This window comes from Paraburkholderia phosphatilytica, from assembly GCF_003443895.1.
GTDB classification, from domain to species: domain Bacteria; phylum Pseudomonadota; class Gammaproteobacteria; order Burkholderiales; family Burkholderiaceae; genus Paraburkholderia; species Paraburkholderia phosphatilytica.
Genome location: NZ_QQOA01000019.1, coordinates 25684 through 40941, shown reverse-complemented (window position 1 = coordinate 40941; position 15258 = coordinate 25684). Strand labels below are relative to the sequence as shown.

Genomic DNA, 15258 nt, shown 5'->3' with positions numbered 1-15258 from the left:
CATGCTTTCACGCCGCAGATTCATGCGCTTCGCCGCTGCCGGCGCAGGCGCGATCCTCGTGTCGCCGCAGATCGCGTTCGCGAGCGTCGAGACCGAGCGCCGCTTCGTGTTCGTGATCCAGCGCGGCGCGGCCGATGGGCTGCACATCGTCGTGCCGTACGCGGACCCAGCGTATGCGCGGCTGCGCGGACCGATCGCGGTCGACGTGGCGGGTGCAACGAAGCTCGACGGCACGTTCGCACTGCATCCGTCGCTCGTCGAGACGGCGAAGCTGTACGACGCGAAGCAGGCGCTTTTCCTGCACGCAGTGTCGTCGCCATATCGCGACCGTTCGCACTTCGATGGCCAGAACGTGCTCGAATCCGGCGGCAGCGCGCCGTACCAGGTGAAGGACGGCTGGCTGAATCGCCTGACGCAGCTGTTGCCGCCCAGCCGCGACAACGCGATCGCGTTCGCGCCGACCATTCCCGCGGCTTTGCGCGGCAAGGCGGAGGTGTCGTCGTACGCAGCGTCCGCATTGCCGCAGGCGCCGGACGATCTGTTGATGCGCGTGTCGCAGCTCTACGAAGACGACAAACAGTTGCGCCCGCTCTGGCAGGAAGCGATGACGGCGCGCGGGCTCGCGAGCGATGCCGGCGCGCGCCAGGACCCCGCGAGTGTCGGCAAGCTCGCGGCGAGCTTCCTCGCGAAGAACGATGGCCCGCGTATTGCGATGATCGAGACGGGCGGCTGGGACACGCACAGCGGGCAGATGCCGCGACTCGCCAACCAGCTGAAGGCGCTCGACACGATGATCGCGGCGTTGCGCGACAACCTCGGCCCCGTCTGGAACCAGACGACGGTGCTGGTTGCCACGGAATTCGGTCGCACCGCGGCGGTCAACGGCACGGGTGGCACCGATCACGGCACCGGCACGGTGGCAATGCTGTTCGGCGGCTCGGTGCAGGGCGGCCGCGTGATCGCCGACTGGCCGGGACTCGGGCAGTCGAACCTGTACCAGGGCCGCGACCTGAAGCCGACCGCGTCGCTGGATGCGTTCATTGCGGGCGCCGCGAGCGAAAGCCTCGCGCTCGATCCGCAACGCACGAGCGCGCAGCTCTTCGCCGAGGCGAACACGCCGAAGCCGATGACGGGTCTCGTGCGCACATGAAGGGAATGACGCGATCGTTTGCGCAGAGAGGAACGGTTGCGGAGTGCAGGAGCGGGTGGCGTGCCACGGGTTAGCCTTGGGTTCGTCTGGGGTACGCCGTCATGCAGATTGATAAACACAACGAAGGGAGCGTTCAGATGAAAGCAAAGATGGAAGCAAAGCAGCGAACCAGTTGGCGTCTCGGTGCGGCGATCGCCGCGTGTGTCGGCGCATCGATGCTGTCGGCGTGTGTCGTCGCGCCAGCGCGGCCGCCTGAACCTGCGCCGCGCGTTGAAGTCATGCCCGCGGCGCCCGCGCCCGGCTATCACTGGGTGAAAGGTCACTATCGCTGGGAAGGTGGCGCGTGGGCGTGGGTGCCGGGCCACTGGGCGCCGGGGTACTGATACTGGGCGCGACGTGAGCGTTCGCGCTTGCGTTGGCGTCCGGGCTGCATGGAAGCCCAAAATGCAAGACGCCGCCGCGTGGTCATCCAGCGGCGGCGTCCTGTTTTGCGGGCCGTGTTATGTGCTGCGATGCAGACACATCACGCGGCTCGACGAAGGTTTGAAGCAGAACGAAGGATCGATCGGTGATCCGCTTCAGGCCGCGATAGCGCGGCGGATCGCATCGGCGAGTTCGCCTGGTGCGAACTTTGCGACGTAGCCATTCGCGCCCGCGTTGCGCACGTGCGCCTCGTTCGCGGCACCCGTCAGCGACGAGTGGATCAGCACCGGAATGTCGCGCAGACGCTCGTCGCCCTTGATCTGGCGCGTGAGCATGAAGCCGTCCATTTCCGGCATCTCGAGGTCGGTCAGCACGAGCGCGATGCGGTCGCGGATGTTGACGCGCTGCGACTGCGCATCCTGTGCGATCTTCTGCACGACCTGCCATGCTTCTTCGCCGGTCTTCGTCATCGTGTACTTCGCGCCGATCGCGGTGAGTGCTTCCTCGATCAGCTTGCGCGCGAAGCCGGAGTCGTCCGCCGCGATGATCTGTGCCTGGCCGAGGCTGCCGAGCGCGTCGCCGACCGAGTCCGGATCGACGTTCGGATGCTGGGCCGGGAACACGTCGCGCAGCACCTGCTCGACGTCGATCACCTGCGCGAGACGCGAGTCGCCGGTGTTACCGTCGATGCGCGCGATGCTGGTCACGAGGCTACCGCCTGCCGCGCCTTCGGCCGACAGCACCTGGTTCCATTCGAGACGCACGATGTCGTCCACTTCCTCGACCGCGAACGCCTGCGTCGAGCGCGCGAATTCGGTGACGAGCAGGATGTTCAGGCCACGCTCGGGCGTGCAGCCCATCAGGTGCGGCAGATCGATCACCGGGATGATCTGGCCGCGGATATCGACCGCGCCGAGCATGTAGGGCGCGGCGCCTGCGATCGGCGTCACGGCCGGCATCGTGAGGATCTCGCGCACCTTGAATACGTTGATGCCATAGAGTTCGTGCGGGTCTCCCGCCGACACGCAACCGAGCCTGAACAGCAGCAGTTCGAACTTGTTGGAGCTGGTGAGGTTGGTGCGTTCGTCGAGCGAGGTCTGATCAATCGTCATGTGTGGTGGCTCCAGGTTACGCGGCCAGCTGCACACGCGCTTGACCGGGCGATCCGCGGCAGGCGTTGGGCCGCGGTGTTCAGACCTGATAACGGCGCGTGGTTGGGGAAGTTGAGGCGGGGGGATGCCCTGGGGGGCACGGTAAGCCTGACAGGTAAACCTGTTGTAGGGTGCCCGCAAATATCGTGATTCAAGTTTTCGCGTCAGGAGTTCGTTATAGCGATGGTCGGCGTATCCATCGTTTTCGAACCGAACGATCCGCGAGGACTGTATGGGACACGGTTATCGAGGCTGTCGAGGCCCGTCCGGCGGGCCATTGCGGCATCTGACGCGAATTATCGTTTCATTTGAACCGGGCATTATTGCCGGCCCGAAAACGTTTGCACTCACAATTGTCTGGATTAATCGCGCGCAAACCGGTTCGGTCATGCAAATGCAATTGCCCGAACTGCGGTCAATTTCCCGGCATTTTCGACGCCTGTCTTTTCTCTCCAATCCGGATACTTGCTGACGTACCTGCATGAGAACGCGCGCCCAGCCAGGTTTGCGGTTCCGTGTAGCAGGTGAGGGTTTTCCGGTGGTGCCCTAAAGGAAACCAGAACCCTTGCCGTTAAAAAGACTGCCCACTCTGCGCGCCATTTTGTGTCTGTCCGACACGGGATTCGCTGATGGGTGGAGCGGCCTCCCCGGGTCGTGCCTCGAACTCAACTCTCTCTGAGGAACTTCAAAATGCGCAAGCTCTTTAAAGCGTTTGTCCGCGATGAGCGCGGCGTCAGCGCGATGGAATACGCAATCATGGCCGGCATCGTCGCTGTCGCCCTGACGGCGGTCGGTACGGCTTTCAGCAGCAACATCTCCAGCCTGTTCACCACGATGAACACGAAGGTGACCACCGCTGCCAGCAGCTGATAAGTGAACAACGGCGGGGGAATCCGCCGAACTCACGGATTCCCTTTCCGGAGCCGATCATGCAACTGTTGTCCGTTGCCTTCCGTCTTCTTTCGCTGTGCGTGCTGTTCGCGCTCGCAGTGACCGACGTCCGGTCGCGACGACTTCCCACAGGCCTCGTGATAATCATCGGCCTTCTTTTTCTCGCGGACGCGCTCGCGCGTCGCATGCCGGTGGCTGACGTGATGACTCATGTCGCAGTCGCCATCGCCGTATTTGCTGCCTGTGCCGTGCTGTTTGCCTTGAACCTTCTGGGTGGCGGAGATGCGAAGCTCGCAGCGGCCATATTTCTGTGGGCTGGCACGACGCTGATGCTGCCAGCCTTCTTTCTGATTTCGATCGCGGGGTTGTTCGTAGCCCTGCTCAGTTTCGTCGCAGACCGTCTGCGCCGCCCGCAGGAGGCGCGCCTCGTACGCGCGCTCACGCTGTTTTCCAGCGCCCGCGGCTTGCCTTACGGCGTGGCGCTCGCGGCTGGTGGCGGCATGGTCATCGTGCTGCCGGCGCTGCTGTCGTTGACCAACGCTAGATAGGACGGCTCTTCATGTCCAACGTCATCAAGATTGCCCTGCTGTTCATCCTCGCGATTCTCGTTGCGCTGATCGTGCGCACGGTGGTTGCCAGCGCGTCGCATCCGAAAGTCGTGGCGATCGAAACCGAAAAGGTGCGCGTGAGCGCTGCGGATCTGCCCCAGGGCCTGCTGCTGCGCGACGCCGATCTCGAATGGAAGGACATGCCGGTGGGCAACGTCCCGCAGAACGCGATCATCGAAGGCGCGCAGAACGCGAACGGGCAGAACCCCGCTGCACAAAGTCCGGCCGACGTGAAGGGCGCCCTGCTGCGCCACCCGATTGCGGCCGGTACGCCGATTACCGTCGACGACGTGATCCTGCCGAGCGCACCAGGTTTCCTCGCGGCGACGCTCAAGCCTGACATGCGCGCGGTGTCGGTCGCAATCGACGATGTGTCCGGCAATGCCGGGCTGATCCAGCCGGGCGACTATGTCGACCTGCTGTTGACGCAGAGTATGGATCGGCGTACCGATGCACCCGATCTGGCCGTTTCGAGCGAGACCGTCGTTCAGCAGGTGCGCGTGCTGGCGGTCGGTTCGGAGATTAGCAGGCCGAAATCCGCGAACGGCAACGGTCCGGACGCCAACGTTGCAGCCCGCACCGTGACCCTCGAAGTGACGCCGCACATGGGCGAGTCCATTGCAGTAGCGGCGCGGCTCGGCAGCCTGTCGCTCGCGTTGCGCAGCTTCGCGAAGGCGAGCCGGGACGACGCCGCTGCAAGCGACACGTTGTCCGCATCGGCGAGCGCTCCCGTCTGGGCCGGCGACATCTCGCGCGCCGTGCGCGAACTGCCGCATGCGCACGCCGCGCCGGTGGCAGGACCTGCTGCGGCGCCGGCGGCGGCGCCCGCGCCGCGTACCGTGATGATCTATCGAGGCTCGGACAGAGCCGACGCCTCGAGCAGCCTGACGGCCGACAGTGGCGTCGGTACCGGCGCGCCGCCGTTGCCGGTGGGAACGGCCGCGCAGGCTGGCCCGCAACCGCATTAAAGCTGGTGAGGCCGACAGTGCATCCTTCAGGAAAAGCAATGACCAAGCAGTTCAGTTCCTTCTGCGCGACAGCCTGCGCGCTCATCCTGGCGTTCGGTGCGGCAGCGCCCGCCGGCGCGGCGACGCCTCGCGCGCCAGCCGTCGATAGCGCGACGCCGCTGGTGTCGGCGTACGCGTCGGACAACCTGAAGGTTACCGCGGGCAAGGCCGTGCTGCTGCGCCTCAATGAGGACGCAACGTCCGTCTTCGTCGCGGACCCGAACATCGCCGACGTGCGCGCGCCGTCGCCGCGGACCGTCTTCGTGATGGGCAAGAAGGGCGGTACGACCACGCTCTATGTGCTCGGCAACGGTAACCGCACGATCCTGCAGCGGACCGTCCAGGTGGCGCGCGACATGGACATGCTGCGTGCGCTCGTGAGCTCGCGATTTCCGAGCATGAACATCCAGGTGACGGAAGGCGCGGGCTCGCTGCAGCTGACGGGCGAGGCGCGCTCCGCGGCCGACGCCGATGCAGTCGTGCAGGCGCTGACGCCGTACCTCGAGGACAAGGAAGTGCTCGTCAACCGGATGACGGTGGCGCAGCCCCAGCAGGTCGAACTGCTGGTTCGCATCACCGAAGTGGACCGCAATGTCACGCAGCAGCTCGGCATCAACTGGCAGTCCCTCGGCAATGCGGCAGGCAACTTCTATACGGGCATCTTCAGCGGCCGCGCGATCTATGGCTCGACCCTGAGCGCGACCGGCGCGACTCAGGTGAGTCTGCCGAGCAACAACGCGTTTTCTCTGTTCGGCGCGTTCACGACCAACAACTGGAATATCCAGGCGTTGATCGATGCGCTGAACCAGGAAGGCCTGGTCACCGTGCTCGCCGAGCCGAACCTGGTCGCGTTGTCGGGACAGACCGCGAGCTTCATCGCAGGCGGCGAGTTTCCGATTCCGGTATCGCAGATCAATGGCGCGCTCTCGGTCGACTTCAAGGAGTTCGGTGTGAAGCTCGATTTCACGCCGACCGTCATGTCGGACGACCGCATCAGCCTGAAAGTGCGTCCTGAAGTCAGTCAGATCGACACCGCCAACAGCATTACCGAAGGCGGTACGACGATTCCCGGCCTGTCGGTGCGACGCGCGGACACGACGGTCGAACTCGGCGACGGCCAGACCTTCGCGATTGCCGGCCTGTTGCAGACCAACAGCAACGATCTGATCTATCAGGTTCCCGGTCTGGGCTCTATTCCGATTCTCGGCAAGCTGTTCACATCGAAGAGTTACCAGAACAACAAGACCGAACTTGTGATCATGGTGACGCCGTACATCGTCAAGCCGACGGACCGGTCGAAGCTGCGCGACGCGCTGCAGGAGGTGACCGCGCCGGGCAGCGACATCGAATACAGCCTCCAGCACGATGCGGGCACCGCGACTCCTGCGCCCGCGGCATCGAACCAGCCGCGTCTCGTCGGCGCGGCCGGCTACGTCTACTGAGTCCCGTCATGAAGCTCGCTCGCATTCTTCAAGTCGCATCCGCCTGCGCCCTCGTCGCGGGTCTCACCGGCTGTCCGCAGCCGCCGCTCGACATGCCGCATCAGTCGGTGATCCACTCCGACGGCGAGACACTGTCGCCGCCGGACTGCGACGATCTCAAGCGCTCCTCGCTGCTGCTCGATGGCGGGTTCCGCCGCCCAAGCGTGGCGTGGGGATGCACGACCTATACCAACCTCGCGGCGCAGATCGCGCATCCCGAGCATTTCAACAACCCCGTGCCGCTCGGGCCAGCCGATGCCGCGCTCGCGGCGAGCGCCGTGCGGCGTTATGAAACGGGCAAGACGCTGTGGGGCGCCGGGTCATCGTCCGGCGGATCGTCGTCGGGCGACATGTCGTCGTCGGGCAGCAAGTGACGGCAGCGCAAAGGGAAATCACGACATGAGCACGCTCAATTTCGCCAAACCGAAGAATGCTGCCCGCGCGGCCGAATTCGTTGCGTTTGTCACCGACAAGGAAACCGAGCAGGTCCTGAAGAGCTATGTGCTCGAGCAGGCGATGCCGCATGCCTACGTCGCGACGGGCAACATCGACGACGCGATCGCGTATCTCGGCAAGATGGACCGTTCGCCGCAGTTCCTGCTGATCGATCTGCACGGCTCCGTCATGCCGTTGTCGGATCTCGGCCGGCTGGCGGAAGTATGCGAACCGTCGGTGCAGGTGATCGGGATCGGTGACCGCAACGACGTCGGCCTGTTCCGCAGCCTGCTGAAGATCGGCGTGCGCGACTACCTCGTAAAGCCGCTCACGGTGGAACTGATCAAGCGTACCGTCAACGTGTCGGAAGGTTCGGTTAACCAGGTGATGCTGGCCCGCGCCGGTAAGACCATCGCGTTCGCCGGCACGCGCGGTGGCGTGGGCGTGACGACGCTCGCGCTGAACGTGGCGCGCCACCTCGCTGAAGACACGCATCGCCGCATCGCGTACGTCGACCTGAATCTGTATGGCGGTTCCGCGAACAGCATGCTCGCCATGCAGAGCAACAACGGTCTCGCCGACGTGCTGCAGAACGTGCACCGGCTCGACCCGCAGTACGTGGAGCGCACGCTGGTCGCGAAGGGATCGCGCCTCTACATGCTGTCGGCCGAGCTCGACTACGGCATCGCAAACCCGTACGAAAAGGGCGGCCTTGCTCGCGTGCTCGCGCTGCTGTGCGACAGCTTCCACTATGTGATCCTCGACGTGGCCAATTCCGCCGACCCGCTCGCGAATGAAGCGTTCGACCATGCGTCGCGCGTCTACCTTGTCGCGGACCGGTCGGTGCATTCGACGCGCGAGGCGGTGCGCAAGCTGCGCTTCATCGAGGATCGCGACAACAACCCTGCGACGTCGCTGCTGCTCAACAACGTGAGCATCTCGAGCGCGGGCAAGGTGGAACAGGCCGATTTCGCCGCCGCGCTGACCCGCAACGTGCTGTACGAAGTGCTGTACGAACCGAAAGCGGTCTCGCTTGCCGAGAACCTCGGCGAGGCGCCGTCGGCGAAAACGGTGAGCGGCTTCAACCAGATGATCAAGCGCATCGCGAGCGACCTCACCGGGCAGAGGATGCCCGAGGAAGCGAACGTTCTCAGCAAGTTCCGGCTCAGGAAACGGTAATGTTCGGGCAAAAGAAAAGCGCAGCGGTGGAAGACGTCGAGCGCAAGAGCGCCGCGGCGGAAGCCGCCGTCGCCACGCCGGCCGACCGGCTGGCGGCGCTGGCCGTACCGGTCATCGCGCCGGTGAGGACGACGGGCGGCGAAGGCAACGAGGCGCTCGTCCGCTCGGACCTGTTCCGCGTGATCCGTAACGGCGTGTTCACATCGATGAACGCATCCGCAGTGGTCGGCAAGACCCGCGAGCAGATGAAGCCCGGCGTTGAACAGCTCGTGCTCGAGATTGCGGAAAAGGAGCGGCTCAACATCACGCTGTCGGAGCAGACGCAGATCGTCGGCGAACTGCTCAACGACATGTTCGGCCTCGGGCCGATTGAGCCGCTGCTCGCGGACGAGTCCATTACCGACGTGCTGGTGAACGGCCCTGATCAGGTCTACGCCGAACGGCACGGCCGGCTTGAGCTGACGCCATATAAATTCCGCGACAACGCGCACGTGATTAACGTCGCGCAGCGAATCGCGGCGGGCGTCGGTCGGCGCGTCGACGAAAGCAGCCCGATGGTCGACGCGCGCCTCGCGGACGGCAGCCGGGTGAACGTCGTGCTGCCGCCGCTCGCCATCCGCGGCGCGTCGATCTCCATTCGTAAGTTCGCGAAGCGCAATATCACGCTGCACCGCATGTCCCAGCAAGGCAACCTGTCAGCGGCAATGGCGACAGTGCTGAAGCTCGCGGCAACCTGCCGCCTCAACATCATCGTGTCGGGCGGTACCGGCTCCGGCAAGACCACATTGCTCAACGCGCTGTCGCATTTCATCGACGCGGGCGAGCGGACCGTCACGATCGAGGACGCGGCCGAACTGCAGCTCGTGCAGCCGCACGTGGTCAGTCTCGAAACGCGGCCGGAGAACGCGGAAGGCCTCGGTTCCGTGAACCAGCGCGATCTCGTGCGCAATGCCTTGCGGATGCGCCCGGACCGCATCATCCTCGGCGAAACCCGGGGTCCGGAAGCGTTCGACGTGCTGCAGGCAATGAACACCGGCCACGACGGTTCGATGACGACCATCCACGCGAACACGCCGCGCGACGGCATTACGCGTCTGGAGAGCATGGTGATGATGGCGAACGGCAACCTGCCGCTGATGTCGATCCGCCGTCAGATCGCGAGCGCCGTGCACATGATCGTGCAGATCGAGCGGATGCGCGACGGCATGCGCCGCATCACGCGCGTCACCGAACTCGTCGGCATGGAAGGCGACGTGATCATCACGCAGGATCTGTTCACGTTCCGCTACGACGCGAGCGCCTACAGCGAAGAAGTGAAGGGTGTGTTCGAAAGCTCGACGGTGCGACCTGCCTTCGCTCCGCGCGCGGCGTATTACGGCCTCGAAGAGGCCCTGCTCGAGGCGATGAAGATATGAGTCTGGTCGACCTCGTCACCTATTCGGCGTTCGGCGTCATGGTGCTGGTCGGCATCATGGTGATCCTCGTGCAGGATATGCGCCGCAACCGCCCCGAAGCACGCATCAGCACGCGGATGCAGGACCTGTTCTCGATCCAGCAGCTGCCGGCGAAGGCCGGCAAGAAGCCCGTGGATCCTGAGCTGTTCCGGGTGACGAAAGAGACCAACCTGCTGATGAGCTGGCTCGAGCCGAAGCGCGAACGCCTGCGCACGGTGGGCGGCTCGAAGGGTTTGAAGATCGTGGTGACCGCGACGGTGGCGGCGTTCATCCTGGCGCTGCTCATGGCGCGCTTCATGCCGCTGCCCGCGCTCGTCAAGCTGGTGCTGCCGTTCGCGTTGCCCGCGTACGCGTGCAATCGCGCTTACGTGTTTCTCGTCAATCGTTTCCGGCAAAAATTTCTGGACGGCTTTCCCGACGTGATCGATCTGCTGGTGCGGGCCGTGCGTGCGGGCGTTCCGGTGACGCAGGTCATCATTTCCGCGTCCGACGAAGTCAAGGAGCCGCTCAAGACCGAGTTCAAGCTGATGGGCGATGGGCTGCAGGTCGGCCTGGATCTGGAGGAAGTGCTGGACTCCGCATCCCGCCGCATCGAGATCGCGGACTTCTCGTTCTTCTGCGTGTGCCTGATGCTGCAGCGGGAAACGGGCGGTCAGCTCGGCGAAACGCTGGAGAACCTGGCGGGCATCGTGCGCACGCGTCGCGAGGTGCGTCAGAAGACGCGCGCGCTGACCGGCGAGGCCCGCATCACGACCAAGATCCTCGCCGCCATTCCACCGCTCATCATGCTGGCGATGTACGGCGTGAACCGGACCTACATCCAGGTGCTGTTCGAGTCGGACAGCGGCCAGAACCTACTCACCTATGCGGTCGTTTCGGTCGTGTTCGGTGTGGTGGTGATTACCAAAATGTCGAAACTGGATACGTCGCGATGAGCCAGGATTCCGCCCAGACCCTGATCAACCTGCTGATGCTGTTCGCGCTGTTCGCGGGGCTTGCCCTGTGGTGGCTGACCAAGCATGGCGGGCAGCGTGGCCGCATCGCCGAGCGCGCACGCAATGCGGTGCTGTCGCAGCGCGTCGACATCGTGCGGATCGACGAAGAGGAAGAGGCGACGTGGCGCACAAAGCTTGCGCAGCGTCTCGCGCGGATCGGTGACCGTCTGCCGCTCTTCAACGTGGAGTACCGGCTCAAGCTGCAAAAGCAGATGGTGCGCAACGGTTATCGGCATCGTCACGCGGTGTCGATCCTGCTCGCCGTGAAGTTCGTGGTCGGGCTGATCTGTGCGGCGTTATCGGTGATGCTGGGCTCGCACATCCCGGTGATTGGCCAATATCCCGCTGTGCGCGGCGCGATGATGCTGATGGACTTCATCACCGGCATGATTGTGCCTGAATACATCGTGCAGTTTCTCGGCGCGCGGCGCCGCAAGCAGATGGCGGGCTGTCTGCCTGACGCGCTCGATCTGCTCGTGATCTGCACAAACGCCGGCAACAGCCTCGCGGTGAGTATCCGGCGCGTCGCCGATGAAATGCTCACGATCTGCCCGCCGCTTGCCGACGAGTTTTCCCTGACCGCCGACGAACTGAAGCTCTCCGGCGACAACACACGCGCGCTTCAGGCGCTCGCCGAGCGTATCGACCTGCCGTCGATCCACGCGCTGATCTCGACGCTCGTGCAATCGATGAAGTTCGGAACGCCGATCACACAAGCCTTGCGTACGCTGTCGCGCGCGGAGCGCGTCGCGCATATCGTCAACCTCGAAGAGAAGGCAGCGAAGCTCGCACCGAAGATGGTCGTGCCGATGATGATCTTCATTCTTCCAGCTGTGGTGGTCATTGCGGCCGGCCCTGCTGTCATCCAACTTCTGGGCGTACTGTCACAATGATGCACACGTTCTTCAACCACCTTGCCGGACGCGCGGGAAGCACCGTCTCCCGTCTCGGCACGATCGCGGCCGCGGCTGCGATGACCATGGCGCTAGGCGCCTGTACCCTGAGCCGTGTGACGGAGGTTCAGCCGTTGCCGCCTAACAAGACGCCGACTACCGCGAGTGAAGCACATATCGCGGAAATGGCGCTGCAGTCCGGCAACATCCAGCTCGCGACCAACGTCTATCAACACATCGTGCAGACCAACCCGAATTCGGTGGAAGGCCTGACCGGGCTCGGCAACACGCTTTACACCGTCGGCGACTACACGCGTGCCGGGGTGTACTACGAGCATGCCAGCGCGGCCGATCCGAAGGCGTTGCCGCCGCTTATCGGCTCGGCGCGCGTCGCGATCCATCAGCGCCGCATCGACGACGCGATCGGCCTTTACCGCCGCGTGTTGACGATGTCGCCGGACAACGCGATGGCCCAAGCAGGTCTCGGCTCGGCGCTCGACATGAAGGGCGATCATGCCGGCGCACAGGACGTGCTGCGTGCCGCGCTGAAGGCGCATCCTGGCGACCCGCTGCTGTCCATCGACCTCGGGCTGTCGCTGACGCTCGGCGGCAATCCGCGCGATGGCGCCAACGTACTGCTCGACGTTACCCGCTATCCGGAAGCGCCGCCGCAGGCGCGCCAGGATCTGGCGCTCGCTTACGGTCTGCTCGGCAACGACGATGCGGCCGCCACGATTCTCAGCCAGGACCTGCCGAAGAAGTCAGTGCAGGACAACCTGCGCTTCTACGAAATCCAGCGTGCCCGTCTGTCCGGTCAACCCGCGTCCGTTCCGGGTGCGCAATCGGCCACGGATGGCGCGCTGGCCACACGCAGCCTCGCGAGCGCGCGCGCCGATCTGCCGGTGGTCAACGCGGTCGATATGCCCACGCAGGTGCAGGGGCCGTTGACCGCGCGTTGAACGGTAGCTGGAGAAATGCAATGAAAGTGAGATTCCTGCCGTACTTCGCAACCGACGTGGCCGCCGATGCGTGCGCCGCTGGTGCGGATCGCCCGGTTGCAGCGGTCATTCCGGGCACTCGTCACGTTGCCAGCGAAGCGGAGGCGACGAAGCAGCTTAGCGCGTCGCAACTGGCCGCGGAAGTCGCGATGCGGCTCGCGGCAATCGCGGTCTTCTCGATCTTCGCGTCGGCGGCGCTTCATCAGTTCCTGCGCGACCCGTCGCGCCTGACGCTGATTCTGCTGGTGTGCTCCGAGTCGCTGACGCTGGCGCTTGCCGTCGCCACGCGTGTGCCGCGGCAACGCGACTGGAACGCGGTGACGGTTCTGGTCGCTATGTTCGCGAGCTTTTACTTCCTCGCGTTCAGCATGAAGCCGGGTGTCCGGCTGATCCCGGAGTTTGTTGCCGCCGGGTTGCAGATCGCGGGGATGATCGTGCAGATCGGCGCTAAGCTCACGTTGCGCCGTTCGTACGGCATTTTGCCGGCGAATCGCGGTGTGGTAGTGGGCGGACCGTACCGTTTCGTGCGGCATCCGATCTACCTCGGCTACTTCATCTACAACGTCGGCTTCCTGCTGCCGAGCTTCGGTCTGCGGAACCTGCTGGTGCTGCTGGTGCTGTGGACCATGCAGCTCGTGCGTATCGTTCGTGAAGAGCGGGTGTTGCGCAGAGATCCCGCGTATCAGGCGTACATGCAGCGCGTGCGTTACCGGTTCATTCCCCGCGTGTTCTGAGCCGGAAGCGAAAGCGACATTCGAGAGATTGTGCGGGACGACGCCCGCGCCGGCCTTCGGGCTGGCGCGGGCGTTCTGCGTTTGGGTGGCGAATTGTTCGCGCCGCATGCGTCTGGAAATCGTCCCGAGCATCGGCGGGGCAGGCTGCCGTTCGGTGCGTGTTCTTTGTCGCCGAGCAAAACGGGACGGCATAGTGTTCATGGACACCATGCCGTCCCGTCTGATCTTGCCAAGTCGTCAACTTACCTCAGCGTGCCGTAGAAACCAGCGAGATGGACTGGGCTGCTCTGTCGACCATGTGTTCACTTCGTCAACACGACTTCCGTGTAGCCGGAGCCACTGCCGCCTGAAACGTTGCACTGCATGACGAAGGAATTGTTTTTGTACTGACAGTCTTCACCATAGCCCGCGCCGTTCACAGATGCAGCCGAGCAGTGTGTCGAAGGCCCGCTGCCGTAGCTCGACTCACCCGGCGATTCCCCTCCCGCATCGTCCCACCAAAATGCGATTGCCGCTGCCATGTCCGAAGTGCCTCCACCCGATTTCATCGCTGAGATCTGTGCGCAGCTGGGAGCGAAGTTGGCTGCGGTTTGCGTGGCTGGATTGAAACAGTTGGGCACTGCCGCCGATGGCGCGCTGGTCGGCATGGACGCGACGTTGCCGTTTGTAAGTCCCGTTTGTACGTAAAGCGAACAGTTGGACTGAGTCGACGTTGCAGTCGTGAAGTACTGCGTCTGGCACGTGTAAGTTGTGGTGGTAGTGGTGACGGCCGAACTGCCGTGCCCGCTGGTCGACGATGAGTTGACTACCGAGCTGCAATTCGAACTGGGGCCGCCGTTCACGCCCATGAACTGATAGAGATTGTTGGAGCCGGACTGCACCGAAGGGACCGTAAAGCTGCCTAGCGAAGTCCACGTGCCCTGGTACAGTTGAGAGCCAGATGCGCCCGTGATCGTCGTGTTCCCGTTGCTGGTCTGCGCAGTGACAGTAACCGTGTATGTGTAGTTGGTGTTCTGACTCGGCGATTCTCCATTGGCGACGAGCGACGAATAGAACCATTGCTGGGCGTTAGGGGGAGCGCCATAGGAGTTCGCGCCTGTCACGCCGCAACCGCTACGGCTCACGTTGCCGTTGGTCTGGTTATACAGTGCGATGCCGAGCGGCTGATTCGGCGTCATGGTGGGCATCGTGTTGTTGCTTGGCGCTGACACCGTGGTGTCGCTGCTGGTTATGTAATAGTAGTTTCCGCTCGAGCCCGTCGAGAAAGTCGGCACTGTTGAATAGTCGTAACCGCCGCCAGATTTGGTCGGGACTTCGTAGAGGTAAGCCGTGTTCCGGTCGCACGCCTGTTTTACGGTTGACTGGAAACTGGCGCTTGCGGTAGTGATCGGCGAACCTGCCGTAGCAGTCGCATTGACGGTAATCGCCGGTGATATGAGCGAGAGCAGGGTCAGGTTGACGGTGGCCGACGCGGTCACCGTCACGCTGTAGGCGGGCGCGGCGGTGTTGGTTCCGATCGAGCCATTGGTCGTGCCGTTGGCATTGGTCGTGACGGTCGGAGTACCGCGCGTCAATGCCGGGGGCAGGATGGCCTGATTGAAGTAGTTCGTCGCCACCGTTTGCGCGGTGGTCGCGGCGCTCGTGCCAGTGAATGCGCTTGCGCCCGCGACCGCAGCCTCGTCGACTGCGTTCTGCAGCGCGGCGCGCACCTGCACCAGACGTGCGTAGTCGAACGACAGCCCGAGGATCAGCATCATCGGAACCAGCAACAGCGCAAAGGTGACCGTGACGGAGCCGCGCGTGTCTCGCCACAGGTGAAGCGGGTTGCGCAGACAGCGCGATGGGATGAGTGTGTGCAT

At 64.0% G+C, this 15258-nt stretch carries 15 protein-coding genes; 13 read left to right on the top strand and 2 right to left on the bottom strand.

All coding sequences use genetic code 11. The features are described 5' to 3' along the window. Position 1: 1 nt before the first annotated feature. Complete coding sequence (locus DVS29_RS20520; protein ID WP_118182324.1) at positions 2–1150, top strand: DUF1501 domain-containing protein; 1149 nt, start codon at positions 2–4, stop codon at positions 1148–1150. A gap of 215 nt (positions 1151–1365) precedes the next feature. Next, positions 1366–1533, top strand: coding sequence for a hypothetical protein (locus DVS29_RS20515; RefSeq protein WP_420816147.1), 168 nt, complete (start codon positions 1366–1368; stop codon positions 1531–1533). Between the two features lie 195 nt (positions 1534–1728). Here DVS29_RS20515 and DVS29_RS20510 read toward each other — a convergent pair whose 3' ends face one another. Continuing rightward, positions 1729–2685: a chemotaxis protein gene (locus tag DVS29_RS20510; protein ID WP_118182323.1), complete on the bottom strand. Its 957-nt coding sequence runs from the start codon at positions 2683–2685 to the stop codon at positions 1729–1731. A gap of 729 nt (positions 2686–3414) precedes the next feature. Here DVS29_RS20510 and DVS29_RS20505 point away from each other — a divergent pair. The 11 genes from DVS29_RS20505 to DVS29_RS20455 are packed head-to-tail and all read left to right on the top strand — an operon-like array spanning position 3415 to position 13399. After that, the gene (locus tag DVS29_RS20505) at positions 3415–3594 is read left to right on the top strand and encodes a Flp family type IVb pilin (RefSeq protein WP_118182322.1); all 180 of its coding nucleotides are present in this window, start codon (positions 3415–3417) and stop codon (positions 3592–3594) included. A 59-nt stretch (positions 3595–3653) separates the two neighbouring features. Then, complete coding sequence (locus DVS29_RS20500) at positions 3654–4163, top strand: A24 family peptidase (protein WP_118182321.1); 510 nt, start codon at positions 3654–3656, stop codon at positions 4161–4163. Positions 4164–4174: 11 nt separating this feature from the next. After that, positions 4175–5191, top strand: a complete 1017-nt coding sequence (cpaB, locus tag DVS29_RS20495) for a Flp pilus assembly protein CpaB (protein ID WP_118182320.1) — start codon at positions 4175–4177, stop codon at positions 5189–5191. 38 nt (positions 5192–5229) lie between these two features. Next, complete coding sequence (locus DVS29_RS20490; RefSeq protein WP_118182319.1) at positions 5230–6672, top strand: type II and III secretion system protein family protein; 1443 nt, start codon at positions 5230–5232, stop codon at positions 6670–6672. An 8-nt stretch (positions 6673–6680) separates the two neighbouring features. Further along, positions 6681–7085, top strand: a complete 405-nt coding sequence (locus DVS29_RS20485; protein ID WP_205962485.1) for a hypothetical protein — start codon at positions 6681–6683, stop codon at positions 7083–7085. A gap of 25 nt (positions 7086–7110) precedes the next feature. Next, the gene (locus tag DVS29_RS20480) at positions 7111–8325 is read left to right on the top strand and encodes a CpaE/TadZ family protein (protein WP_118182318.1); all 1215 of its coding nucleotides are present in this window, start codon (positions 7111–7113) and stop codon (positions 8323–8325) included. Further along, on the top strand, positions 8325–9740 hold the full coding sequence (locus tag DVS29_RS20475; RefSeq protein ID WP_118182317.1) for a TadA family conjugal transfer-associated ATPase: 1416 nt from the start codon (positions 8325–8327) through the stop codon (positions 9738–9740). The genes DVS29_RS20480 and DVS29_RS20475 overlap by 1 nt, the downstream gene beginning before the upstream one ends. Next, entirely contained in the window at positions 9737–10714 is a 978-nt protein-coding gene (locus DVS29_RS20470; RefSeq protein ID WP_118182316.1) for a type II secretion system F family protein, read from the top strand. Before DVS29_RS20475 ends, DVS29_RS20470 begins: the two co-directional genes overlap by 4 nt. Continuing rightward, the gene (locus DVS29_RS20465; protein WP_118182315.1) at positions 10711–11667 is read left to right on the top strand and encodes a type II secretion system F family protein; all 957 of its coding nucleotides are present in this window, start codon (positions 10711–10713) and stop codon (positions 11665–11667) included. Before DVS29_RS20470 ends, DVS29_RS20465 begins: the two co-directional genes overlap by 4 nt. After that, on the top strand, positions 11664–12626 hold the full coding sequence (locus DVS29_RS20460; RefSeq protein WP_240655706.1) for a tetratricopeptide repeat protein: 963 nt from the start codon (positions 11664–11666) through the stop codon (positions 12624–12626). The genes DVS29_RS20465 and DVS29_RS20460 overlap by 4 nt, the downstream gene beginning before the upstream one ends. Before the next feature lie 20 nt (positions 12627–12646). Next, complete coding sequence (locus tag DVS29_RS20455; protein WP_118182314.1) at positions 12647–13399, top strand: methyltransferase family protein; 753 nt, start codon at positions 12647–12649, stop codon at positions 13397–13399. 302 nt (positions 13400–13701) lie between these two features. Here DVS29_RS20455 and DVS29_RS20450 read toward each other — a convergent pair whose 3' ends face one another. Further along, on the bottom strand, positions 13702–15258 hold the full coding sequence (locus DVS29_RS20450; protein WP_118182313.1) for a TadE/TadG family type IV pilus assembly protein: 1557 nt from the start codon (positions 15256–15258) through the stop codon (positions 13702–13704).